General features: G+C 72.5%; 19 protein-coding genes. 8 read left to right on the top strand and 11 right to left on the bottom strand.

Features of this window, described 5'->3' with window-relative positions; translation table 11 throughout:
• Positions 1–35: 35 nt before the first annotated feature.
• Both M4486_RS15570 and M4486_RS15575 read right to left on the bottom strand, forming a co-directional pair.
• Positions 36–3,125, bottom strand: coding sequence for a YhgE/Pip domain-containing protein (locus M4486_RS15570; protein ID WP_249478194.1), 3,090 nt, complete (start codon positions 3,123–3,125; stop codon positions 36–38).
• 203 nt (positions 3,126–3,328) lie between these two features.
• Positions 3,329–4,831, bottom strand: a complete 1,503-nt coding sequence (locus M4486_RS15575) for an MFS transporter (RefSeq protein WP_249478195.1) — start codon at positions 4,829–4,831, stop codon at positions 3,329–3,331.
• A 363-nt stretch (positions 4,832–5,194) separates the two neighbouring features.
• Between M4486_RS15575 and M4486_RS15580 the strand changes: the two genes are divergently transcribed.
• Positions 5,195–6,214, top strand: coding sequence for a TerC/Alx family metal homeostasis membrane protein (locus M4486_RS15580; RefSeq protein ID WP_249478196.1), 1,020 nt, complete (start codon positions 5,195–5,197; stop codon positions 6,212–6,214).
• A 40-nt stretch (positions 6,215–6,254) separates the two neighbouring features.
• On the opposite strand, the gene gluQRS is transcribed toward M4486_RS15580, so the two are convergent.
• Positions 6,255–7,199 (bottom strand): tRNA glutamyl-Q(34) synthetase GluQRS, encoded by a 945-nt coding sequence (gene gluQRS / locus M4486_RS15585; protein ID WP_249478197.1) that lies wholly within the window; start codon positions 7,197–7,199, stop codon positions 6,255–6,257.
• A 60-nt stretch (positions 7,200–7,259) separates the two neighbouring features.
• Between gluQRS and M4486_RS15590 the strand changes: the two genes are divergently transcribed.
• Positions 7,260–7,544, top strand: coding sequence for a hypothetical protein (locus M4486_RS15590; protein ID WP_249478198.1), 285 nt, complete (start codon positions 7,260–7,262; stop codon positions 7,542–7,544).
• Between the two features lie 119 nt (positions 7,545–7,663).
• On the opposite strand, the gene M4486_RS15595 is transcribed toward M4486_RS15590, so the two are convergent.
• On the bottom strand, positions 7,664–8,098 hold the full coding sequence (locus M4486_RS15595) for a carboxymuconolactone decarboxylase family protein (protein WP_249478199.1): 435 nt from the start codon (positions 8,096–8,098) through the stop codon (positions 7,664–7,666).
• 248 nt (positions 8,099–8,346) lie between these two features.
• The gene (locus M4486_RS15600) at positions 8,347–9,348 is read right to left on the bottom strand and encodes a hypothetical protein (RefSeq protein WP_249478200.1); all 1,002 of its coding nucleotides are present in this window, start codon (positions 9,346–9,348) and stop codon (positions 8,347–8,349) included.
• A 237-nt stretch (positions 9,349–9,585) separates the two neighbouring features.
• Between M4486_RS15600 and M4486_RS15605 the strand changes: the two genes are divergently transcribed.
• Together M4486_RS15605 and M4486_RS15610 are read left to right on the top strand one after the other, a co-directional pair.
• A complete protein-coding gene (locus tag M4486_RS15605; protein WP_249478201.1) occupies positions 9,586–10,098 on the top strand; it encodes a DUF805 domain-containing protein in 513 nt (170 codons plus the stop codon).
• Between the two features lie 133 nt (positions 10,099–10,231).
• Positions 10,232–10,768: a peptidylprolyl isomerase gene (locus tag M4486_RS15610; protein WP_249478202.1), complete on the top strand. Its 537-nt coding sequence runs from the start codon at positions 10,232–10,234 to the stop codon at positions 10,766–10,768.
• Between the two features lie 202 nt (positions 10,769–10,970).
• On the opposite strand, the gene M4486_RS15615 is transcribed toward M4486_RS15610, so the two are convergent.
• Together M4486_RS15615 and M4486_RS15620 are read right to left on the bottom strand one after the other, a co-directional pair.
• Positions 10,971–11,432, bottom strand: coding sequence for a DUF2871 domain-containing protein (locus tag M4486_RS15615; RefSeq protein WP_346731753.1), 462 nt, complete (start codon positions 11,430–11,432; stop codon positions 10,971–10,973).
• A gap of 113 nt (positions 11,433–11,545) precedes the next feature.
• Entirely contained in the window at positions 11,546–13,702 is a 2,157-nt protein-coding gene (locus M4486_RS15620) for an MMPL family transporter (RefSeq protein WP_249478203.1), read from the bottom strand.
• Between the two features lie 175 nt (positions 13,703–13,877).
• On the opposite strand from M4486_RS15620, the gene M4486_RS15625 reads away from it, so the two are divergent.
• Complete coding sequence (locus tag M4486_RS15625) at positions 13,878–14,966, top strand: rhomboid family intramembrane serine protease (RefSeq protein ID WP_249478204.1); 1,089 nt, start codon at positions 13,878–13,880, stop codon at positions 14,964–14,966.
• 342 nt (positions 14,967–15,308) lie between these two features.
• Here M4486_RS15625 and M4486_RS15630 read toward each other — a convergent pair whose 3' ends face one another.
• Positions 15,309–15,953 carry a pyroglutamyl-peptidase I gene (locus M4486_RS15630; protein WP_249478205.1) on the bottom strand — a complete coding sequence of 215 codons (645 nt, stop codon included), beginning with the start codon at positions 15,951–15,953 and terminating at the stop codon, positions 15,309–15,311.
• 32 nt (positions 15,954–15,985) lie between these two features.
• Between M4486_RS15630 and M4486_RS15635 the strand changes: the two genes are divergently transcribed.
• Complete coding sequence (locus M4486_RS15635; RefSeq protein ID WP_249478206.1) at positions 15,986–16,702, top strand: GNAT family N-acetyltransferase; 717 nt, start codon at positions 15,986–15,988, stop codon at positions 16,700–16,702.
• 96 nt (positions 16,703–16,798) lie between these two features.
• Here M4486_RS15635 and M4486_RS15640 read toward each other — a convergent pair whose 3' ends face one another.
• Positions 16,799–17,032 (bottom strand): hypothetical protein, encoded by a 234-nt coding sequence (locus M4486_RS15640; RefSeq protein WP_249478207.1) that lies wholly within the window; start codon positions 17,030–17,032, stop codon positions 16,799–16,801.
• Positions 17,033–17,177: 145 nt separating this feature from the next.
• Between M4486_RS15640 and M4486_RS15645 the strand changes: the two genes are divergently transcribed.
• Positions 17,178–18,110 (top strand): hypothetical protein, encoded by a 933-nt coding sequence (locus tag M4486_RS15645; RefSeq protein WP_249478208.1) that lies wholly within the window; start codon positions 17,178–17,180, stop codon positions 18,108–18,110.
• 48 nt (positions 18,111–18,158) lie between these two features.
• On the opposite strand, the gene M4486_RS15650 is transcribed toward M4486_RS15645, so the two are convergent.
• Positions 18,159–19,172 (bottom strand): aminoglycoside phosphotransferase family protein, encoded by a 1,014-nt coding sequence (locus tag M4486_RS15650; protein ID WP_249478209.1) that lies wholly within the window; start codon positions 19,170–19,172, stop codon positions 18,159–18,161.
• Entirely contained in the window at positions 19,169–19,960 is a 792-nt protein-coding gene (locus M4486_RS15655) for a class I SAM-dependent methyltransferase (RefSeq protein ID WP_249478210.1), read from the bottom strand. Before M4486_RS15655 ends, M4486_RS15650 begins: the two co-directional genes overlap by 4 nt.
• A 117-nt stretch (positions 19,961–20,077) precedes the next feature.
• Here M4486_RS15655 and M4486_RS15660 point away from each other — a divergent pair, with 117 nt between their 5' ends.
• A complete protein-coding gene (locus M4486_RS15660; protein WP_249478211.1) occupies positions 20,078–20,815 on the top strand; it encodes a glutamine amidotransferase in 738 nt (245 codons plus the stop codon).
• The last annotated feature ends 54 nt before the right edge of the window (positions 20,816–20,869 follow it).

Below are 20,869 nucleotides of genomic sequence, written 5' to 3' on the forward strand. Positions count from 1 at the left end.
CCCGACCCGACCCGTGTCACCCGACCCGACCGGCCTCAGTCGGCGTCGCCGGACGACGCGGCGTGCCGCGCCCTGAGCGCTCCCGCGAGGCCCATGGCCACGCCGATCAGCAGCCAGATCCCGAGCACCGACAGGTCCTGGACCGGATTGACCCAGCCGCCGCCGATCACGCCCCGGAAGGCGTCGATCGCGTGGGTCATCGGCAGGTAGGGGTGGAAGAACCGCAGGAAGGCGGGGATCGTCTGCACCGGGTAGGTGCCGCCGCCGGCGGCGATCTGCAGGGCCACGAGGATCAGTCCCACGAACTTGCCGATCGGGCCGAACACGGCGCCGAAGCCGTGGTTCAGGGCGACGAACACGAGGGACGTGAACGCCGCCAGCAGGTACATCCACCCCAGGTGCATGACGTCGATGCCGACGGCCAGGTGGAGGACGGCCACGGCCATCGCCGATTCGACGACCCCCAGGACGAACGCCGGCAGCAGGCCGCCCACCAGCAGCTTGACGGCGCCGACGCCGCGCCGCGCGGCGCGCTCGGAGAACGGCGGCATCATGAGGAACATCGACATGCCGCCGACCCACAGGCCGATGCACAGGAACAGCGGGGTGAGGCCCTCGCCGAAGCGGCCCACGTCGTTCGAGCGCTCGAAGTTCATGCCCACGGGGTCGCTCGCGACGTCGTCGAGGTTCTCGCGCTCGGCGTCGCTGTAGTTCGGCACCTCGTCCTGGGCGTCGACGAGCCCGCTGTGGAGCTGGTCCGCGCCGTCGACGAGCTGCACGGCGCCGTCGTCGAGCCGGTGTGCACCGTCGGCGAGCTGCGCGGAGCCGTCGGCCGCCTGCTGCGCTCCGTCGTCGAGCTGGACGGAGGAGGAGGCCAGCTGCTGCGCGCCGTCGTCGACACGGGTGGCGCCGTCGTGCAGGTCCGACGCGCCCTGCGCCGCGGAGCCGGACGCATCGGCGAGCTGCGAGGAGCCGCTGGTGAGCGCCGAGCTGCCCGCGGCGAGCCGGTCGGCGCCCGAGCGGGCGCTGGAGACGCCGTCGGTGTACCGGCCGAGCCCGGAGTCGAGCGACTGCGCGCCGCTGTTCAGGGTGCCCGTGGAACCGGCGAGCTGGTCGGCGCCGTCGGCGACCTGCTGGGCGCCGTCGTTCAGGCGGTGCACGTCGGACGCGCCGGACTGCAGCTCGTCGTAGGCGCCCGGGAGGGCCCCGGCGGCCTCGCGCGCCTGGTCGGCGAGGGCGTCGATGCGCTTCTTCGCCTCCGCCGTGTCGGTGCCCTGGGCGGCGGTGCGGGCGTCGTCGATCGCATCGGCGACGTCCGCGATGTCCTGCGCCTGCTCCTTCGCGGGCGTGCGCAGGGCGTCCATGGCGTCGCTCGCCGTGGCGGCCCGGTCCTGGATGTCGTCCAGGCGGGTCGCGAGGTCGTCGGCGGCCGTGGTGACGTCGTCCCCGAGCGAGTCGAGGTTCGCCGCGGACTTCTTCGCCTCGGCGGAGGCGTCGGCGGTCGTGGCGGCGTCGTCGGAGGCGGTGCTCGCCGAGTCCCGCAGGCCCTTCGAGTCAGCGGAGAGAGCGTCGAGCTGCTCGCAGATCTGCGCGTCGGCACCGGCGTTCGCGTCTCCGCCGCCGTCCGAGGCGCCGTCGGAGCCGTCGCCCGCGCCGTCGCCGGAGGCGGTGCACGCCTCGGCGATCGCGTCGAGCCGCTTCGTGTAGTCGTCCACCGTGGAGGAGACGTCGCTCGCGGAGGTCTTCGACGACTGCGCCGCGTCATCGGCGTCGGTCGTCTCGCCCTTGAGGCCCGACGCGCCCTGCACGCCGTCCAGGGCGCTGCGCACCGTGGTGAGGTCCTCGCCGGCGGTCGTCACGTCGTCGCCGAGGTCGGCCACGGCGGTGTCCGCCGTCTTCGCCTTCTCGGCGAGGTCGTCGGCCTTCTTCCGCAGGGCGCCGACGTCGTGCGAGGGATCGTCGAGCGCGTCGACGAGATCGTCGGCGGCGCCCGAGAGGTCGTCGATCGCCGAGGTCGCGTCCTGGGAGGCCTGGTCGACCGAGTCGGAGTCGATGCCGAGGTCGTCGGCCTTCTTCTGCGCGTCGGTGACGGCCTTGTCGAGAGAGGCCGTGCCGTCGGCGACCTGGCGGGCCCCGGCGGCGAGGTCGGAGGCGCCGCCGTCGAGCTTCGAGGTGCCGTCGGCGAGCTTCGAGGAGCCGTCGCGCAGGGTCGAGCTGCTGCCGTCGAGAGTGGTGAGGCCCTTGTCCAGGGTGTTCGCGCCGCTGCTGAGCGTGACGGTGCCGTCGTGCAGCTCGACCGCGCCGCTGCGCAGCTGGGTGAGGCCGACGGCGAGGGTGCCGCTGCCGTCGACGAGCTGGCCGGTGCCGTCGGTCAGCTGCCCGGTGCCGTCGACGAGCTGACTGGTGCCGTCCGCGAGCTGCGAGGTGCCGTCCTCGAGGTCGTCGGCCCCGTCGGACAGGTCGGAGATGCCGTCCTTCAGGTCGCCCGCGCCGTCCTTCAGGTCTCCGGAGCCGTCGACCGCGTCGCCCAGCCCGTCGTGGATCGAGGAGAAGCCCACGTAGATCTGGTCGAGGTACTCGCTGGACAGGGAGCTGCGCAGCGAGTCGGTGAGGGCGGTGCCGATCGACTTCGTGAAGTTGCCGCTCACGTAGTTGATGGTGTCGTTCGTGCGCACGTCGATGAGCGTCTGCGCGGCCTTCTCGGGATCGTCCGAGAGCTTCGAGACGTTGGAGGAGAAGTCCTCCGGGATCACGACGCTCGCCCCGTAGGTGCCGTCGGCCAGGCCCTTCTGCGCCGTCTCGGCGTCGACCTCGACGAAGCGGTAGACGGTGGGCTTGTCCAGATCGGTGAGGGTGTCGGCGAACTCCTCGCCCGCGTCGAGGTGCTTCTTCTCGCCCGACGGGGTGGTCAGGTCGGAGCCGGAGTCCTCGTTCACCACGGCCGCGGTGATGCGGTCCAGGTGGTTGTTGGGATCGGCGAACGACCAGGTGAGGTTGCCGGAGTAGATGATCGGCACGAGCGAGAGCCCGGTGATGAACAGGGCGGCGATGGGCTTCGCCCACTCATCGGGGAGCACGCTGCGCAGGGAGCTGAGGAGTCGCGCGGGGGCACTGGTCTGAGGCACGGGAACGACGATACTTCCGTGAACTCAATACGTCGATGTATCGAGTCGAGGTGTGGCGGAGTGAATAGAGGTGCGGCGCGAGGGCGGGGGAGCGGCCGACGCGGCGCGCGGGTGGGGGCGGATGCAGGGCGTGGGTGCCCGCGGACGCGGGGGAGCGGCGGAGCGGACCGCTGTGTCGCGGCCCGGTCGGGACCGGAGAGGTCTCAGGCGGCGGGGCCGGACCCGGCGCGGGCCTCGGCCTGCTCCTCGCCGATCTCCTCCGCGGGGGTCAGCGGGCGGCGCTCGCGCGGGACGGGGCGCAGGCCCCCGCGCGCGGCGGCGATCAGCAGCACGACCACGCCGAGCACGAAGAGGACGCCCATCGAGGCGAAGGCCACCCGGTAGTCGTCCAGGTCAGGGCTCCCCGCGGGGGCGAGGAGGTCGAGCACGAGGCCCACGAGGAACACGGAGACGAGCCCCGCGCCGAAGCCGCCGATGTTCACGAAGCCCACCGCCGTGCCCACCGACATCGGCTGCACGCCGGTGCGGGCGATGTCGAAGCCGAGGCCGCTGAGCGCAGCACCGAGCGCGAGGGCGCAGGCGAGCGGCACCAGGGCCAGCACGGAGTGCTCGCCGGGCACGGCGAGGGTCACCGCCCACAGGGCGGCCATCAGCGTCACGCCCACCGCCAGCACGCGCCCGCGACGCAGGGGGAAGCGCCCCGAGAGGGTCCCGATCACCGGCCCGAGCGTCATGCCGATGAGGACCTGGATGGTCAGCAGCGTCGAGACCTGGCCCATCGGCAGATGGTGTCCCGAGGACAGGAAGGGCACGCCCCACATGACCACGTACGTGTTCACGGCGAACAGGGTGATCCAGTGCGCGGCGAGGCCGGCCCAGGCGCCGGGCGAGGCGAGCACGTCCTTCAGCACCTGCGTGGGCGAGGAGGCGAGCACGGGGATCGCGCCGGTGGGGAGCCCGTCCCGGGGCTCGTCGCGCACCAGCAGCAGGCATCCCAGACCCGCGACGAGCACGAGCGCGGCGAGCAGGGAGAAGGCCGGGGCCCAGCCCGCGTGGGCGAGGATCGCGAAGAAGGGGATCGCGGAGATCACTTGGCCGGACTGGCCCAGCACACCCGTGAGCTGCGTGATCAGCGGGACGCGGCGCGCGGGGAACCAGGCGGCGGCCAGTCGGATCACGGAGATGAAGACGGCGGCGTCGCCCGCGCCGATGAGGACGCGTGCGGCGACGGCGAGGCCGAAGACGGTGCAGAACGCCATCCCGATCTGCCCGATGAGCATGAGCGCGCTGCCCGCGACGAGCATCCGTCGGGCCCCGAAGCGGTCCAGCAGCAGACCGGCGGGGAACTGCGCGGCGGCGTACGTGCCCAGCTGCACCATGCCGAACAGGGACAGGGCGGCCGAGCCGACGGAGAAGCGGTAGGCGGCCTGGACGCTCGCGACGCCGAAGCTCGTGCGGCCGGCGACGGTGACGATGTAGGCGAACATCGCGATGCCCCACAGGAACAGGGCGCGCCTGCCGCGTCGTGCGGCCTGGACACGGGGGTCGATCGCGGCGCGGCGGACGCGTGCGGCGCGGGCCCGCTCGCGCGCGGTCCGCTCGGGCGAGCAGCACTCGAGCGAGGAGGCGGACTCGGGGGTGCGGACGCTCGGGGACGTCCGCGCGCTCTGCGAATCGGTGGCGGAGGACGGGGCCGGGCCGGACATGGAGGAGCACCTGTTCTGCATGGGGAGGCCGGCGTCCTTGCCGTGGGGGACTCCTTCAGGCTACGCCGGGCCCGCCGGGGCGCATCGCGCGATGAGACGGGGCCGACGGCCGGCGCCCGCGGTGATTCGTCACAATCGCCCGGAGGTCGCCCACGACGCCGGGATTCTCACAGCGGCCGCGGCCCGCGCCGACGGTACCCTGAGGGATCAGACCCGGCCCGTGCGCCGTGCCGCCCGTCCTCCCGCGCGAAGCCCCAGCGGCCCCGCACGGGGCGCCGGGGCACGGCGGATCCGCGCGAGAGGCCTCGCGCCGTCGGCCCGGGTCGCACCGTCCCCGCACCGCTTCCGAGAGGGTCCCCTCGCATGGGTGAGCTGTCCATGACCTTCGAGATCACCTCCCTGGTGGTCCTCATCGCCATCATCGTGGGCGACCTGATCCTGGTCTCGCGCCGTCCGCACGTGCCCTCCATGAAGGAGTGCCTGGCATGGGTGGGCTTCTACGTGGCGCTGGCTCTGGTCTTCGCGCTGATCCTGTACTTCGTGGGCGACACGCACCACGTCGCGGTCGAGTTCCTCACCGGTTGGCTCACGGAGTACTCGCTGAGCGTCGACAACCTCTTCGTGTTCATCCTGATCATGGGCAAGTTCGCGGTGCCCAAGAAGTATCAGCAGGAAGTGCTGATGGTGGGCATCATCATCGCGCTGATCGCCCGGGCGATCTTCATCCTGGTGGGCTCGGTCGCGATCTCCCACCTGTCCTGGATCTTCTACATCTTCGGCATCTTCCTGCTGTACACCGCGATCCGGCAGGTCAAGGGCGATGACGACGAGGACGACGGCGAGGACAGCGCGGTCCAGAAGTTCGTGGGCCGCTTCATCCACGTGCACGACGAGTACGACGGCAACAAGATCCGCACCGTCCTGGACGGCAAGAAGGTCTTCACGCCGATGCTCATGGTGTTCGTGGTCATCGGGCTCACGGACGTCATGTTCGCGATCGACTCGATCCCCGCGATCTTCGGCATCACCCAGAACCCGTTCATCGTGTTCACCGCGAACCTGTTCGCGCTCATGGGCCTGCGCCAGCTGTACTTCCTGCTGGGCGGCCTGGTCGATCGCCTCGCGTACCTGCACTACGGGATCGCCGCGATCCTCGCGTTCATCGGCGTGAAGCTGCTGATCCACGCCATCCACGAGGCCCCGCTCGAGTTCATTCCCGGCTTCGAGGTCCTCGAGAAGCTGCCGGAGATCGGCACGGCGGCCTCCCTCATCGTGATCATCGGCGCCATGGCCATCGCGACCGTCGCCTCCCTGCTCTGGGCGCCCAAGGGCGAGCCCGAGGAGGTCGCCTCCGGCTCCGGGGACGACCAGCAGCAGGGCTGACCGCAGCGCGCTCCCGAGCGGACGGTGGCTGCTCGCCGTCTCAGGCCGGCAGGTCCACGACCCACGGCTCGCGCGGCAGGGTCGCGGGATCCCAGCGTTCGAGCACGTCCCGTGCGCTGCGGCATCCTTCGAGCCCGAGCGAGGCGCCGATCCGCTCCACCACGTCACCGACGTCCTCGCCGCGCTCGAGCCGATCGCGCAGGGTGACTGCGCCGTCGCGCTTCGCCAGGCGCGCGCCGCTCGGAGCGACCGCGAGCGGGACGTGCGCGTACTCCATCGGAGCGGTCGGATCCGGCGCGGCCCCCAGGTCGGCGCCTCCCAGAAGATGGTCCAGATACGCCTGACGAGGGGCGGAGCTCAGCAGGTCGTCGGCCCGCACCACCTGGTCCACGCCCTGCGCGGCGTCGTCGACGACGACCGCCAGGTTGTAGGCGACCACGCCGTCGCCGCGGCGCAGCACGAGGTCGTCGACCGTGCCGGTGACCTCACCCGCGAACATGTCGTGGACCGCCCACTCGGCGACCCCCGCGCGCAGCCGCAGGGCCGGCTCGCGCCGCAGCTCGCGCATCCTCGCGCGTCCGCGCTCGCGCGCGCTCTCGCCCAGGTCCCGGCATGTGCCCGGGTAGGCGCCGGGCGGGGCATGCGGGGCCGACGGCGCCTCGAGGATCTCCCGCCGCGTGCAGTAGCACTCGTAGACCAGCCCCGCGTCGGCGAGCCGCCCGATCGCGGCGTCGTAGGCCTCGGCGCGCCGGGACTGGTGCATGACGTCCCCGTCCCAGTCCAGGCCGATCGCCCCGAGGTCCTCGAGCTGACGTCCCTCGGCGCCCTCGCGCACTCGATCCAGGTCCTCGACGCGCAGCCGGAACGCGCGGCCGCTGCGGCGCGCGAGCACCCAGGCCAGGATCGCCGTGCGCAGGTTCCCCAGGTGCAGGTCGCCGCTCGGTGAGGGGGCGTAGCGGCCGGCGGGCGAATCGGCTTCGGGCATGGTCACAGTCTGGCATCGTGGGCTGTCGACCGATGCGAGAGCGTCGACGGAAGGGGAACCATGAGTGCGAAGCCCGTTCGGTCCGCCGGTGGCGAGACCGTGCTGATCCTGCGGATCGTCCTGTGGGTGTGCGCAGCCGTGGCCCTGATCGGGATCGTCCTCGCGGGCCTCGGAGAGGTCTGGACCCTCACCACGGCCGATGACGCCGAGGGCGCGAACATCGGCGCCGGTCTCGTGATCCTCGCCGGGGGTCTTCTGGGCGTGCTCGGCCTGGTGGGCTGCGCCGTCGCCCTGCTGGGCCGGTGGGCGCTGCGACGCCGGACCCGAGCCGACCGGGCGCGCTGAACCGGAGACCGCTGCAGCGGCCGTCGAGGACCGCGATGCCGGCGACGGCGGAGACGCCGACGCCGGCATCGCGGAGCACCGCGTCGGCGCCGGCCCTCACGCCGGCGTCGGCAGCGGGCTCAGGCCTGCGGCTCGAGCTGCGTGGGGATCGCCAGACGGTTCCACACGTTGATCGTGGCGATCGCGAAGAGGAGATCACCCAGCAGGGTCTCGTCGAACTGCGCGGCCGCCTCGTCCCAGACGTCATCGGGGACGCCCTCCGCGCCCAGCTTCGTCACCGTGTCGGTGAGGCGCAGTGCGGCGCGCTCGCGCTCATCGAAGTGCGGTGAGTCGTGCCAGGCCGCCACGGCGAACAGCTTCGGGGTGGGGATGCCGGCCTTGATGCCGTCGCGCGAGTGCATGTCCGTGCAGAACGAGCAGCCGTTGAGGATCGAGGCGCGCAGCTTCACGATCTCGTACAGCTCGCGCGGGATCTGCCGGCTGCAGTAGGACTCGAGGCCCAGCACGGCCTTGTAGGCCTCGGGGTGCGTCTCGAACAGCTTCATCCTGGTCATCGGTCGTTCTCCGTTCTGGAGTCCGGGTGTCCTGTCGGAACGTGGGTCCCGGGCGTCTCGCCATGATGACCGACGAGGGACGCGGAATGTGAGGCGGACCCCGGGACCACGTCAGCGCTCCACCGCGAGCGTCCCGGCGACGAGAGGCCGCACCCGGACGCGACGCGGCCCCCGGTGCGAATGCACCGGGGGCCGCGTGGTCCGACGGCGGCCGCCGAAGCGGCCCATCGGGTGGTGTCAGGCGTCGATCAGGCGTCGCCGCGGTGGTTGCCGCGCTTCTCCGGATCGGCCGGGTTGTCCGCGGGGTCGATGGCGGGGTCGATCACGCGACCCTGCTCGGCCTCGCCGTCGGCCGAGCCCTTGGCCTGACCGCTCGTGGAGTCGGCGCCCTTGGCGGCACCGCCCTTCGCGCCGGTGGCCTTGGCGTCGGACCCCTTGGCCTCCGAGCCCTTGCCGTCGGTCTTCTTCGCCTCGGCCGAATCCACCTTGACCTCCGACGGAGAGGTGTCCGAGGAGCGGTCGGAGGTGTTCGGGGTCGAGGCGGCGTGCGAGCCGCCCTTGAGCGAGGAGGCGACGTCCCCCGCCTCGGCGCCGGCGACGGCGTCCGAGACCTGGGTGGAGTCGGACTCGCTCGAGCCCGAGGCCGGGTAGTGGGCACGGGCGAAGTCGGCCGGCGGGGCCCAGGGGTCCTCGACCGGACGGGTCTTCTTCCACACCAGGTAGCCGGCGGCTGCGCCGGCGGCCGCGAGACCCAGGATCAGCAGCACCTTGCCGGCGCGGCCGCTCTTCTTCTTGGGCGCGGCCACGGCGGCCTTCTTGATGTCGCCCTGGCCCTTGTCGAACTCGCTGCGAGCGGCATCGACGGCGGCGGTGACGGCCGAGCTCACCACGGAGCCGGTCGCCTCGGCCGTGCGGCGGGCGCGCGGGAGGTAGTCGTCCTGCAGGTCGTTGCGGAACTTCTCGGCCTGCGGGCCGATCTTCTCGCCGAAGGCGGAGATCTTCTCGCCCTGGGTGCGAAGCCCCTCCTCGACCTGCGGGCGGACCTGGTCGACGAAGTGCGAGGCCTTGTCGCCCGCGTTGCCGGCGAGGGACTTCAGCTCCTCGACGGCCTTGCCGGCCTTGTCCTCCGCAGTGCTGCCGAGATCCGCAGCGGTCTTCTGCGCCTGGTCCTGGACCTTCGACGCGGTCTTGGCCGCGTCCTTCCGGCCCTTCTTCGCTGCCTTCTTGGCACGTTTCGTGCTCAGCGCCATGCGAGTCCCCTTTCGGTCATGTCCGCCGGGCTGTCCCGACGGGGGAGTGCGTGCGGACGAGGGTCGCGTCGCTCAAACGCGACGACACGTCTCGAGTGGTTCCACCCTACCGTGACCCCCGGCACGCGGATCCAGAGTGCTGACAGGTGGGGATGGAGATCCGCTTCCCCGCGGTACCGTGATCGGGTCCACACTCGCGCATCCCCGCGACGACGCGCCATGAGCAGGTGATCCCTGATGCCCCGCAAGCCCTCCCTCCCGCCGCTGCGCGGTGCGACGCCCCTGCAGGCCCTCGGCCGCTTCTTCCGTCAGTACGGGATCTCCAGCGGGCGGGCGAGCCGGAGCGAGTACTGGTGGTGGGTGCTCGTGAACCTCCTGGTCACGGCCGCTCTGCAGATCGCCGGCAACACACTGGTCGCGGGGTGGACGTGGGACTACACCTTCGTGATCGTCGGCAGCCGATGGCCGATGGGGTCGAGCGGTGCCTCGGTGATCGGGGTCATCGCGACGATCTGGGCGCTGGGCACCCTCATCCCGAGCCTCGCGGTGGTCTGGCGGCGCCTGCACGACGCAGGGCACGGCGGCGGCTGGTTCTTCCTGATCCTCATCCCGATCGTCGGCTGGCTGCTGCTGATCTGGCTGCTCGCCTCGAAGGAGAACCCCGACGGGGCGCGCTTCGACCGGCCGACGGCCACCACCGGCCCGGATGCACCGCTCGGCCTGCGCAGCGACGCCTGGTCGAGGTCCTGAACCGCGCCTCCGGCCGGGGTCCTGACCCGCGACCGGCGGATCCGTCGGTCGCGCCCACGTCTCCGTCGACGGTGAGCAGGTGCCCGTCGATCGCGCGCATGCCGCGCCCACGCGCCTGTGCGAGACTGGCCGCATGTTCGCAACACTGCACACGAACCAGGGCGACATCCGCCTCGAGCTGTTCGAGAACGACGCCCCCAAGACCGTCGCCAACTTCGTCGGCCTCGCCGAGGGGACTCGCGAGTTCACCGACCCCGACTCCGGCGAGAAGGTCACCCGTCCGTTCTACGACGGCGTCATCTTCCACCGCGTCATCGACGGCTTCATGGTCCAGGGCGGCGACCCGCTGGGCACCGGCACCGGCGGCCCCGGCTACATGTTCGACGACGAGATCTCCGAGAAGAACTTCGACGAGCCCTACAAGCTCGCGATGGCCAACGCCGGCAAGCGCATGAACGCGATCACCGGCAAGCCCTCGGGCACCAACGGCTCGCAGTTCTTCATCACCGTCGCCCCCACCCAGTACCTGCACGGCAAGCACACCGTGTTCGGCGAGGTGGCCGACGACGAGTCGAAGAAGATCGTCGACGCGATCGCCACCACCCAGACCGACATGCGCGACCGTCCCGTCGAGGACGTCGTCATCGAGTCCGTCGACATCGAGAAGTGATTCGGAGGCGGGCGCCCATCAGGGCGCTCGCCCTCCGACGGCCCCGCACCGGGGCCACCCCACCGGGGCCACCCCGCGAGAAGTACGAAACGGTTGCCATGAGCGCTCATGGCAACCGTTTCGTACTTCTCGTCGGTGTCAGGGGTCGGCAGGCGGCCCGATCGGCTGCTGCTGGCGCCGTCGGGCGGCCTGGTCGGCGTGTTCAGGCGCGCACGGTGACGGTCTCCTCCGTCGCGCGGCGGACGATCGCCCTGCGGATCAGGACCATCAGCAGCACGAAGCCGACGGTGAGCAGGATGTGCCCGATCCCGGCGATGCCCGAGACCATGGCGTCCATAGCCCCCAGGTCCGCGCCCTGCACGGTGAGCATGCCGCGGACGAACATCATGGCGGCGCTGACCAGCACCCCTGCGTGGTAGATGCCCTGGAACCACGCGAACAGGCGCGGGGAGTCGGAGAGCCGGAGCGTGGCCTCGAGGGCGAGGACCGCGAGCAGGACGATCACGCCCAGGGTCAGCAGGTGCGTGTGCACGACGCCCAGCTGGGTGTGATCGGTGGCCGGCCAGTCGGAGTGCTTGGTGATCTCGCGGAACGCAAGGCCTGAGACGAGGCCGAGGCCGAGGTAGACGCAGATCGCGGTGAACAGACGGTTCATGGCGCGCATGGGTGTTCCTTTCGAAGGTGGAGCTGAGGGACGGGGAGCTGAGGGAGGGGCGGTGCCGGCAGCAGCCGGCGGCAGAGGGTTCCGCGGGCGAAGGGGCCGACGGTCACCGCTGCTCAGCGGGCGCGGCGATCGGCGCGGCCGCCCACGCGCCCCGGCCACCACATGCGGTCCCCGATCAGGGAGAACAGGGCGGGCACGAGCACCGTGCGCACGAGCACCGTGTCCACGAGGACGCCGAGCCCGACGATCAGGCCCAGCTGGCCGAGGACCACGAGCGGCAGCACGCCGAGGGCGGCGAAGACCGCGGCGAGCACGATCCCGGCGCTCGTGATGACCACACCCGTCGAGCCCACGGCCCGGACGGTGCCGTGCACTGTGCCGAAGCGCTCGGCCTCGCGACGGATCCGGTGGGTGAGGAAGATCGTGTAGTCCACGCCCAGGGCCGCGAGGAACAGGAACGCCAGCAGCGGCACGGTGACGTCGAGCGCGGGGATGTCGAAGAGGGTGCGGCCCACCCACAGGCCCAGCCCGATCGAGGCGAGCGTGCTGACGAGGTTCGCCGCGAGCAGCACCAGCGGAGCCACGAGCGCCCGCAGCAGCACCATGAGCACCACGAGGATCACCCCGAGGATGATCGGCGCGATGAGCAGCAGGTCCCGCATCGAGTCGTCGTGGACGTCGAGCGCCTGCGCCGAGGTGCCTCCCACCAGGGCGTCCGGCGTGACGCCGTGGACCGCGCCGCGCAGGGCGAGGACCTCGTCGTCGGCCGCCGGGGACTCGGGCTGGGCGGTGCCCGTGGCCGAGAGGACGGTCTCGCCCTCGGGCGTGGTGCCGCTCTCGGCGACGGACTCGATGCCGGGGACGTCCTTCGCCGCGGTCGTCACGGCCTTCGCGTCCGTCGTGGGGACGGTGATCAGGTGCGGGCCGGACTGGCCGGCGCCGTAGTGCTCGGCGATCGCGGTGAAGCCGGTCTGGGATTCGTTCGCCGAGGCGAACTGCTCGCTCTGGGAGAGGCCGACGCGCGTGCCCAGCAGACCGGTCGCGCACACGGCCAGCACGGCGAGCGTGCCGATCACGGAGAGCACCGGGCGGGCGGTGACGCGGCGGGCGACGGCGGCGAAGACGCCGCGCTCGGCATCATCGGTCGCGGAGGACGTCGATGCGGCATCCGATCCGGCCTGCTCGGGGCGCGGGACGAAGGGCCAGAACACGCGGCGCCCCGTGATCGCGAGCAGGGCCGTGAGCGGGAACAGGACCGCGAGCAGGGCGATCACGAGTCCCACGGCTGCGGCGATGCCGAGCCCGCGGGTCGCGGGCATGACGGCCAGCACGAGCGTGAGCAGGGCGAGCACCACCGTCACGTTCGAGGCGACCACGGCCGGTGCGGTCTCGCTCCAGGCGCGGCGCAGGGCCTCCCGGTGGTCGTCGCTGCGATGCAGCTCCTCGCGGTACCGCGAGATCAGCAGCAGCGCGTAGTTCGCGCCCGCGCCGAACACGAGCACGCTGATCACGCCCGCATCGAAGGCCAGGGAGAAGGTCTCGCCCATGCGCGAGGTGACGGCGCTCGCGACGCCGTCGGCCGCGCCGACCACCGCGAGGGGGAGCAGCCACAGCACGGGGGAGCGGTAGGTGAGCAGCAGGAGCACCCCGACCACCGCGATCGTCACGATCAGCAGGCGGAAGTCGGCGCCCGCGAAGGCGCCGCGGATGTCGGAGCCGACGGCGGGCCCACCGGTGAGCTGCACCTGCAGGTCGCCGGAGACGGCGCCATGGGCGACCTCCCGCAGGTCCGCGATCTTCGCGTCGACCGCATCGTCGCCTGCGCCGGTGTCGATCGGCGCGAGCACGAGATCGGCGCGCCCGTCCTCGGAGGGCATCGGAGGCAGCTCGTCGCCGTCGGTCGCGTCCGCGAGGGCGGTGCGCAGATGGGCGACCTGCTGCTCGTCGTCCGATGTCAGCTCCCCGCCGTCGGTGCGGGTGACGACGGCCATCACGGTCTGCTGGTCCGCGTCGGGCAGCTGGTCGGCGATCGCGGCGGCCCGCGAGGACTCGGCGCTCGTCGGGAGCGCATCCATCCCCGCGGCGGGCCCGGATCCCCGCAGACCCATCAGCGCGAGCGCGAGGAGCGCGGCGATCGCCAGCACGGCCCAGGCGGAGCGCCGGCCCGTGAGGAGCGCGGCGATCCGGGCGAGGGCGCGGGCGGGTCGGGACGGGGCCGACGCCGCGGCAGGCGTGGGCGACTGCGTCGGGGAGCTGATCGAGGTTCTCATCGTTCTTCCTGGTCGCGCGGGGTTCTGGGGGCCGCGGCGACCTGCGCCGCGGTACGCGATCCACGCTAGGAACGGCCTCGTCGGACGGAATCAACCGTTCGATGTATTCGACCTGTGACCCGGAGCGCCGTCGCGCCTCGGCGTGCTCCCCGGTGCCTCATGTAGGAATGGGGGCATGGAGAACCGACCCACCTACGGCTACGGCGCCGACGACCCGGATCCGGCCCAGCGCCCGCGACCCAGCTACGGCTACTCCGCCGGCGACGCCGAACGAGCCGGAGGGGCCGACGGCGCTGCGGCCGGGACGGGCGGCTCCTCCGCGGGCGCCGCGGACGATGCCTCGCTGCCTGCGCACCAGATCCCGGGAGGCGAGCAGGCGGGAGGGCCCGTGTGCCCCCGCCACCCCGACCGCGTGAGCTACGTGCGCTGCAAGCGCTGCGGCCGGCCCGCGTGCGGCGAGTGCCAGCGCCCCGCACCCGTGGGGATGCTCTGCGTGGACTGCGAGAAGGAGCTCGCCGCGCAGCAGCGCTCGGCGAGCCCGCGCAACATGGCCGGCGGCCGCATGGGCAGCTCCACCCCGTTCCTCACCTACGGCGTGATCGGCCTGTGCGTGGTGCTGTTCCTCGGCCAGACCCTGATCCCCGGGGGCGCCGTCGAGCAGGCCCTCATCTACGCCCCCGTGCGCACCCTCGCGATGCCCTGGACCCTGATCACCTCGGGGTTCCTCCACGGCGGCGTGTTCCATCTGCTGCTGAACATGTACGCCATGTACCTGGTGGGCACGCACCTCGAGCGCACGCTCGGGCACTGGCGCTTCGGCGCGATCTTCATGCTCTCCCTGTTCGCGGGGCAGGTGGCCGTGCTCCTGTTCGCCGACCCCATGTCCTCCTCGTGGGTCGGGGCGACGCTCGGCGCGAGCGGCGGCATCTTCGGCCTGTTCGGCACACTGCTGATCGTGAACCGGCGGATGGGCGCGGAGACCACGCAGATCCTCGTGCTGATCGGGCTGAACCTCGTCATCACCTTCACGATCCCCAACATCTCGTGGCAGGGGCACCTGGGCGGTCTGGTGATGGGCACGGCGCTGACCGCGGTGATGTTCGCGCTGCGCCCGAAGGCGAGCCCCGGCGCCGACCGCGCCGCCCTCGCGCGCCGCTCGGCGCTCATCCACGGCGGCGTGCTCGCCGCGGGGCTCGTGCTGTGCCTCGTGCTCATCGCGGTGAAGATCGCGACCGTCCCCGCCGGGTACCTGCCGCTGCTCTGAGGCGGCGGGCCGCGGGTCCGACGGGCCGATCGCGAGGGGCCGACGGCGAGGGGCCGATGGGCTGAGGAGCCGGCGTGCCGAGTCGCCGACGGTCGAGCCGACCCCCGGGCTGTGGAATCACATGCCTGTGATTATCCCCAGTTGTGGATAACTTTGGGGACAACTGCCGATCGTGTGTGGAATCTCGGGGGACGGAGGCCTCGAACCTGTGGACCGGAGGTGTCCAACAGGCGTCGACACCGTGCGACAGCCCCCATGACCTGCGGTACGAAGCCCTCCACCGTGCGGAATCACAAACCTGTCATTCGTCCCCAGGTGTGGAGTTCTCTGTGGAAAACCCTCTCAGGACTCCACACCGCCGGTGATCCGGACGTCCTGATCCGACCCCAGAGCGGCCTCGACCATCGCCACCAGGGCGCGTGCGGCGTCGTCGGCGCCCACCACGTCGGCCGAGGGGACATGGACGAACCCGCCGCGGACGGCGACGCCCCCACCGCTGGCCGTGCTCGCGTCCGCCTGCAGCGCATGGCACAGCCGGTAGAAGACGTCGTTGCACACGTACGTCCCGGCCGTCTGCGAGACCGCGGCCGGCACGTCGAGGTCCCGCGCGGCCTCGACCATCGCCTTGATCGGCAGGGTCGAGAAGTATCCGACCGGGCCGCCGTCCAGGCAGGGGGCGTCGATGGGGGAGCGGCCGTCGTTGTCGGCGATGCGGGCGTCCTGCACGTTGATCGCGACCCGCTCGGGAGTGATCGCGCGCCGGCCCGCGGCGAGACCGGTCGCGATCACGAGGCGCGGCGAACGGGCCGTGACCTGCTCGAGCAGCATGTCGGCCCCGCGGGAGAACACGACGGGCAGGCATGCCGTCCCCACGCTCAGACCCCGGGCCTCCAGGAGCGGCGCGGCCCGCCGCACCGCCTCCCACGACTCGTTCGTCGTGGCCCCCGCGAAGGGCTCGAACCCGCTCAGCAGCACGTCGATGCTCATGGGGGCAGGGTATGCGCCTCTACTCTGGGCGCATGCCCGCCTCGCCGACGCCCGATCCGTCCATGTCCCCCGGGCTCCCGCCGGACCTCGACGCCCTGCACCCGCCCTTCGCCCTGCGGGTGCGCTCCGGCCCGCTCACCCTGCGGGTCCTCGCCGATCGCGACCTGCCGGAGTACGCCGAGCTGCTGCGTCGGCCGATCTTCGCCGACCCCGACGCCCCGCACGTCTTCCCCTGGTACGCCCGGCCCGAGCAGGAGCGGATCCGCGAGGCGCTGCGCTTCCAATGGCGCCTACGCAGCGAGCTGACCCCGGAGAGCTGGTCGCTGACCCTGGGCATCTGGGCCGACGACCGGCTCATCGGCTGCCAGGACCTCGACGCGAAGCAGTTCGCCGTGCGCCGCACGGTGACCTCGGGATCCTGGCTCGCACGGGACATGCAGGGGCGCGGCTACGGCGGTCTCATGCGCCGCGCCGTGCTCGTGCTCGCCTTCGACCACCTGGGCGCAGTGCGGGCGGAGTCCGCGGCGGTCGTCGGCAACGAGCGCTCCTACGGCGTCTCCCGCTCCTGCGGCTACGTCGACAACGGCACCGAGGTCATCGAGCAGAACGGCCGAGCCGTGGAGCACCAGCGGTTCGTCGTCACCCCGGAGACCTTCCGGCGCGGGCCCCGGAGCGTCGAGGTCGAGGGACTCACCCCGGAGCTGCGCGCGCTGCTCGGGGCGCCGGAGCCCGGCGACTCGAGCACCTGAGCACGCCGTCCCCCGGGTCGCGGAGCGACGCTGCTCCGCGACCCGCCCCACCACCAGCGAGGGGTCTCGATCCGGGGGTCGCAGCCCCGCGGGGTCTCAGGCCATGCGCTCCGGCGGGCGCTCGCGCGGGTGCTTCGCCCGCAGGACGAAGTAGTTGATCGCGCCCACCAGGGCGAAGACGACCACGCCGAAGGCGATGCCGATCAGGAGCGCGCTGCCCACCGACGCGCCGCCCAGCACGCCGAATCCGATGATCGCGGCGGCCAGGGCGATCACCCCGGCCACGGCGCCGTTCAGCGCCGACCGGGCATAGATCTGGTTCGAGCTCATGGGAACCTCCGTTGCGAGTCCCTGTGCTGCAGTGCCGACCCGTCCGGATGCCGCAGAAGCGCGACATCGTCGCAGACCAGACGTGTTCTCACGGTAGGGTCGGCCACGAGCCAGGGCTACTTCTGCACGGAACGTGAGGAGAACGGTGACGGATCTCGAACGCTATCGGCGCACCGACCGCGCGCAGGACGTCGGGTTCGTCTTCGGCGCGCTCACGGCCGCGAGCCTTCCCGGACCGGGCCTGCTGCGCCTGCTCGGCCGCCTCCACATGACCGAGTCCGCAGCTCGCAGCACGCTCGCGAAGATGGTGAGGATGGGTCGCCTCGACGTCGAGCGTTACGGACGCGTGGGCGTCTACTCCCTGGGAGCCCCGCTCGCGCGCCGATACCGGCAGATTGAGGGCACCGCGACGCTTCCCGCCTGGTCCGGCAGCTTCCACGGGATCGTCCACCACGTCCCCGAGAGCGCACGCTGGTTCCGCGACCGCCTCACCTACTACGCAGACTTCCACGGATTCGGGACCCTGCGCCCCGGTGTGCTGATCAGCGTCCGGGCCGAGACGGACACCGTGCTCGGCCAACTGGGCGAGGCACCCGAGGGCGCCGTCCTCCACCGCGTGCTGATCACCCCCGAGACCGTCGAGGAGGCGCGGGGGATGGCGGGCGCGACGTGGGATCTCGCCGACGTCGCCCGCCGCGCCGAGGACCTCACCTCGCGGATCCGCGAGCTGCGGGGGAGCGTGGAGCTCGAGCGCCGTCCCGGCGGCCAGGGGCACGAGGGGCTCGAGGGCCGAGAGGCCTGCGGTGACGATCCGCCCGCCGACGAGGCGCGCCTCTGGGACGTGTTCGGACGATGGAACGCGCTCTACCAGCAGGTCATGCGCGTCGTGCTCGCCGATCCCCACCTCCCCGTCGAGCTCTTGCCGCCGCGCTGGCCCGTCGGCGCGATGTTCGCCGAGCTGAACCGGCTGAACACTCGATGGGGGCCGACGCTCCAGCCGTTCCTGCGCGCGCAGGTGGAGCAGGCCGCACCGGGTCTCGCCCGGTACGAGCCCGCCCCGTGGGAGCGCACCCGGTAGCCGCGCAGGAGCCGTGCCGGCGCCGGACCGGCTGATCCGGTCGCCCGCTCAGATCCCGTCGGCCGCGAGGCGCAGCGCGGCGCGGGCGGCGGCAGCGGATCCCGGCGCCTCCTGGATGCAGCGCGCGAGCAGCCAGCGCGCCGTCCGCTCCGGGTCGAGGCCCGTCAGGCGCGCCATCCGGGCGCTGAAGCCCGACGGGTCCTCGACCAGGCGGTCCTCGGCGTTGAACATGTGCTGCAGCAGGTCGTAGTGCGGGTCGCCCACGTACGGCTTCGGGTCGATGACCAGCCAGGAGCCGCCGTGATCCGGCCCCTCGCCGCCCGCTGCGAGCACGTTGTGGTGGTGCAGATCGGTCGCGAGCAGCACCTCGGGGACGCCGTGCTCGCGGGGGAGCGCGCGGAACAGGTCCAGGCCCCGTCGCACCAGCTCCTCCGGCAGGCCGCGGGAGTCGCGGGCGAGGCGCTCGGCGGCCTCGTCGGCCCACCAGGCGCACATGTGCGCGAGCGGGCGGAAGCCGTGCTCGGGAGCGCCGGGGAGGTCGTCGGCGGGGATCCACAGGCGACGCAGCAGCCCCGCGACCACCTCGTCCTCCCGCTGGGGCGGGAGCCCGCTGCGTGCGAGCGTCGTGCCGGGGCGCACGCGCTCCATGAGCAGCACGCTGAGCGCGCCCTCGCGGCGGGCCTCGAGCACGCGCGGCACGATCGGTCGAGGCTCCTCCCGCCCGGAGTCCGGGCCGGAGGACCAGATGCTCATCCCGAGCGCCTCGTCCCGGGCCTCCTCGTGCGCCCAGGCGACCTTGAGCACCAGGTCCTCGCCGCGGGCGCCGGTCGCCGCGCCCACCCAGCCCGTCGAGCCCTCGGGGAACGCGGCGCCCAGCGTGACGCCCAGGCGCTGGGCCGCGACGTCCCGGGCGGCGAGGATCTGCGCGCCCGACGGCCGTGGTAACTGCGTCGGTCCGGGCGCAGGTCCGGGCTCGGGCCCGGACTCGGGCTCAGGACATGGGCTGGGTGCGGGCTCGGGTCCGGGGCTGGGATCGGAGCGATGGTCGCCTTTCGTGCTCATGCCCGGCGCCCGAGGAGGATCAGCTCGGCAGTCGCGTCGGTGACGGGTCCGCCGGACCAGTCGCCGTGCACCTGCTCCACGGCGAAGCCTGCGGCCTCGAGGTCCGCGCGCAGCACCTCGAGCGGCCGGAAGATCAGCGTCTCCTCGGCGCTGCGTCGCGCGGACCCCTCGCGCTCCGTGATGCCGCGGTGCGTCTCGACGACGCCGTCGGCCCCGCTCTCGTCGACCGCGAGGAGCTCGACCCAGCTGGTGAACACGCCGCCGTCGGGGTGGGGGAAGTCGCCGCGCGTGCTCTCGGGCGTCCAGTGCTCCCACGGTCGCCGGCGCGGGTCGCGGCTCTCGAAGGCGAGCACCCCGCCGGGACGCAGCGCCCGATGGGCGCTCGCGAGCAGCGCGTGCCACGCGTCCGCGGGGACGATCTGCTGGGCGGCGTGCCCGGTCATGACCGCGAGGTCCGCCTCGGCCTCCGGGGCGGCGTCCGCGGAGCCGAGGATCCAGGTCACGCGCTCGCCGCCGGGACGCGTGCGCGCGATCTCGAGCATCGCCCCGGCGGGATCGACGCCGAGCACGCGGTGGCCGTCGGCCGCGAGATCGACGCAGAGGACCCCCGTGCCGCAGCCGATGTCGAGGACCGTGAAGGGGGCGTCCGCCCCGCGCGCCGCGGTGCCGCGCAGCTTGCGGGCCAGGCGCCGATAGAACTCGACGTCCTCGCGCCCGGAGTTCTCGGCGTCGTACAGCCGCGCGGACTCGGGATCCTCGTAGGGGTTCGTGGAGGGGAGCGTGCTCACCCCGGCGACGCTAGCGGGGCGCGACCGGGGATGGCGAGCGAATACACCGGACGCCGCGCCGCGCCGAGATGTGCCGTCTGTCCGTTCCCGGCGGTGCCCCTGAGTGACAATGACCGGGTGAAACCGTTCCTTCTCATCGCGACGCGTCCCGAGGACGAGGTCGCGCAGTCCGAGTACGAGGCAGTGCTGCGCCTGACGGGCCTCGAGGCCGAGCAGCTGCAGCACATCCAGCTCGACCGCACGCCGATGCCGCCCGTCGACCTCGAGGAGATCTCGGGGATCATCGTCGGCGGCAGCCCGTACAACACCTCGGACGACGCCGCCTCGAAGTCCTCCGACCAGGTGCGCGCCGAGCGCGAGCTGGGGGAGCTGCTGGACCGCGTCGTCGAGGCCGACTTTCCCTTCTTCGGCGCCTGCTACGGCGTCGGGACCCTGGGCGTCCATCAGGGCGCGATCGTCGACCGCACCTACGGGGAGCCCGTGAGCGGCATCGACGTCGAGCTCACCGACGCCGGTCGCGAGGACCCGCTGATCAGGGCCTCAGGCGTCCCCGACAGCTTCCTCGCCTTCGTGGGCCACAAGGAGGCCGTGCACGTGCTGCCCGAGCACGCCGTGCTGCTGGCCACCGGCCAGGGCTGCCCCGTGCAGATGTTCCGAGTGGGCACCTCGCAGTACGCCACCCAGTTCCACCCCGAGCTGGACAACGACGGACTCGTCTTCCGCATCCGCGCCTACCGCGACAACGGCTACTTCGACCCGGCCGAGGAGGAGGAGCTGATCGAGCGCGTGCGCCCCGTCGACGTCCACCACGCCGCGAAGCTGCTGCGCGCCTTCGTCGAGCTGCACGCCCGCTGATCCCGTCGGCCGGAGCATCCGACCGTCCGCCCGCGCGGATCCCCGCGCCGGAGG

This window comes from Brachybacterium kimchii (assembly GCF_023373525.1).
In the GTDB taxonomy this organism is placed as follows: Bacteria; Actinomycetota; Actinomycetes; order Actinomycetales; family Dermabacteraceae; genus Brachybacterium; species Brachybacterium kimchii.

What these genes read in the sequence shown, in the direction of transcription:
- M4486_RS15575 (WP_249478195.1), bottom strand. Translation starts at nt 4,831, where the DNA reads ATGTCCGGCCCGGCCCCGTCCTCCGCCACCGATTCGCAGAGCGCGCGG.
- M4486_RS15580 (WP_249478196.1), top strand. Translation starts at nt 5,195, where the DNA reads ATGGGTGAGCTGTCCATGACCTTCGAGATCACCTCCCTGGTGGTCCTC.
- gluQRS (WP_249478197.1), bottom strand. Translation starts at nt 7,199, where the DNA reads ATGCCCGAAGCCGATTCGCCCGCCGGCCGCTACGCCCCCTCACCGAGC.
- M4486_RS15590 (WP_249478198.1), top strand. Translation starts at nt 7,260, where the DNA reads ATGAGTGCGAAGCCCGTTCGGTCCGCCGGTGGCGAGACCGTGCTGATC.
- M4486_RS15595 (WP_249478199.1), bottom strand. Translation starts at nt 8,098, where the DNA reads ATGACCAGGATGAAGCTGTTCGAGACGCACCCCGAGGCCTACAAGGCC.
- M4486_RS15600 (WP_249478200.1), bottom strand. Translation starts at nt 9,348, where the DNA reads ATGGCGCTGAGCACGAAACGTGCCAAGAAGGCAGCGAAGAAGGGCCGG.
- M4486_RS15605 (WP_249478201.1), top strand. Translation starts at nt 9,586, where the DNA reads ATGCCCCGCAAGCCCTCCCTCCCGCCGCTGCGCGGTGCGACGCCCCTG.
- M4486_RS15610 (WP_249478202.1), top strand. Translation starts at nt 10,232, where the DNA reads ATGTTCGCAACACTGCACACGAACCAGGGCGACATCCGCCTCGAGCTG.
- M4486_RS15615 (WP_346731753.1), bottom strand. Translation starts at nt 11,432, where the DNA reads ATGCGCGCCATGAACCGTCTGTTCACCGCGATCTGCGTCTACCTCGGC.
- M4486_RS15620 (WP_249478203.1), bottom strand. Translation starts at nt 13,702, where the DNA reads ATGAGAACCTCGATCAGCTCCCCGACGCAGTCGCCCACGCCTGCCGCG.
- M4486_RS15625 (WP_249478204.1), top strand. Translation starts at nt 13,878, where the DNA reads ATGGAGAACCGACCCACCTACGGCTACGGCGCCGACGACCCGGATCCG.
- M4486_RS15630 (WP_249478205.1), bottom strand. Translation starts at nt 15,953, where the DNA reads ATGAGCATCGACGTGCTGCTGAGCGGGTTCGAGCCCTTCGCGGGGGCC.
- M4486_RS15635 (WP_249478206.1), top strand. Translation starts at nt 15,986, where the DNA reads ATGCCCGCCTCGCCGACGCCCGATCCGTCCATGTCCCCCGGGCTCCCG.
- M4486_RS15640 (WP_249478207.1), bottom strand. Translation starts at nt 17,032, where the DNA reads ATGAGCTCGAACCAGATCTATGCCCGGTCGGCGCTGAACGGCGCCGTG.
- M4486_RS15650 (WP_249478209.1), bottom strand. Translation starts at nt 19,172, where the DNA reads ATGAGCACGAAAGGCGACCATCGCTCCGATCCCAGCCCCGGACCCGAG.